The 1,661-nt window shown below is 35.3% G+C and carries 2 protein-coding genes; both read right to left on the bottom strand.

The annotated features are described in order from the left end of the window. Positions 1–23: 23 nt before the first annotated feature. Positions 24–482, bottom strand: coding sequence for a hypothetical protein (locus J5566_RS10415; RefSeq protein ID WP_172026636.1), 459 nt, complete (start codon positions 480–482; stop codon positions 24–26). After that, positions 472–1,389, bottom strand: a complete 918-nt coding sequence (locus J5566_RS10410; protein WP_074485110.1) for an IS1595 family transposase — start codon at positions 1,387–1,389, stop codon at positions 472–474. Before J5566_RS10410 ends, J5566_RS10415 begins: the two co-directional genes overlap by 11 nt. Between the last annotated feature and the right edge of the window lie 272 nt (positions 1,390–1,661).

The following is a 1,661-nucleotide window of genomic DNA, read 5'->3' as shown; positions in this document are numbered from 1 at the left end:
CATGTAATCATACCATGTTGTCATTATTCTTCCCCCTTATCTTCTCTAGGATTATAGTGCATGGCTATCCAGAGTTTCTTATCAAAATCAGATAATTCTTTTTTCTTCTGATATATACAATCCTTCAAATCAGGGAATTTGAGACTATACTTTTTCTCAAAAAAGTTTTGAAATTCCTCTTTATTCTCTGCGACATCAATCAAGGCTTCCAGCTCTGCCATGTGTTTAGCGATTGCTTTTCTATCTACTTTTTTGAGACTTTCTTTCAACGCATCATAGACACAAGTTTTCGTTAGTTGAGCATAAAAAGAACGATGATTAGTAACAAAATCAAAACTGTACTTTTTATCCCAGAATTTCGTATATTTGTCATAAAATCCATCAGAAAGACTAACCTGATACCCAATTAGTTTACTATCAACTCTTCGAGAAATAGACCTTTCCAATTCAAAATGTAAATCATTTGGTGTATTAGTAGCCATAAATCAGCTCCCTATATTTAGTACGGACACAGGCATTTGAAAGTAAGAGATTAAAACGCTGACTATCCGAATAATCACGAGTGTTATAACGGAAAACAAATTCATCTACATAGTCTTGAAGATATTTCTTGGACCATGAGTGATAAATTCCTAATACTCCACGTTTCAATCCAGCCCAAAAGCCTTCAATCGTGTTGGTATAAACATCACCTTGCACATACTCACTAATTCCATGATTAACAAAGTCATGATTATACATCTTAGCCACTTTATTATAACCCAGCCATTCATCAGTGTAAAGTTGAGCTGTTTCCTTTACGTATTTGACAATCTGTTCAGTCAATGTTTTCGTCTTTGTATCTGGAACATGATGAGCATTAACTTTACCTTGACGTTGTACCATGCCTACTACAGCAGATTTGTCTTTCAATGAACGCCCTTGAGCATTTTTAACTTTTTTGGAGTTATGACGGTTCTTGTTTTTACCACCTATGTAGGTTTCATCAACTTCCACAACATCATCAAGACTATTGTTGTTTTCAGAACTAAAACACTTACGGATACGTTCCAGCATGAACCAAGCTGTTTTTTGCGTAACACCAATATCTTTTGATAATTGTACAGATGAGATTCCTTTTTTGTGAGAAGTCACAAGCCAAATTGCCATAAACCATTTACGAAGTTCAATTTTAGTATTATCAAAAAGAGTACCAGTCTTGACATTGAAGTATTTTCCAGTATTTTTACAACGGTATTTGTTACCTTTACATTTGTAGACCTTTGAGGTAGCATCAAAAGGGCTGATAATCACATCGCCCCAAATCATATTTTCTAAATGGTCAATACATGACTGTTCGTCTGGAAAAGCAGATTGTAAATCAAATAATGATTTAAACTCAAACTTCATAACTGGTACTCCTTACTTCGTAAGTATATTATATCGAAAATAAGAATGATTGTCAATAAAAATGTAAACTTCTACTATGCAAAAAGCCAGAATTTTGATATAATAGAAGTATCAAAAATAAAGGAAATTAAGCATTATGAACGCACTCACAGCTCACAGCTCACAGCTCACAGCTCACAGCTCACAGCTCACAGCTCACAGCTCACAGCTCACAGCTCACAGCTCACAGCTCACAGCTCACAGCTCACAGCTCACAGCTCACAGCTCACAGC

The organism is Streptococcus suis (assembly GCF_017601095.1).
GTDB classification, from domain to species: Bacteria; Bacillota; Bacilli; order Lactobacillales; family Streptococcaceae; genus Streptococcus; species Streptococcus suis_Z.
The sequence above is the reverse complement of the archived record's forward strand: the minus strand, read 5'-3'. Positions and strand labels throughout refer to the sequence as shown.

Bases quoted from the DNA above. Each gene is read 5' to 3' on its own strand.
- J5566_RS10415 (WP_172026636.1), bottom strand. From the start codon at position 482: ATGGCTACTAATACACCAAATGATTTACATTTTGAATTGGAAAGGTCT.
- J5566_RS10410 (WP_074485110.1), bottom strand. From the start codon at position 1,389: ATGAAGTTTGAGTTTAAATCATTATTTGATTTACAATCTGCTTTTCCA.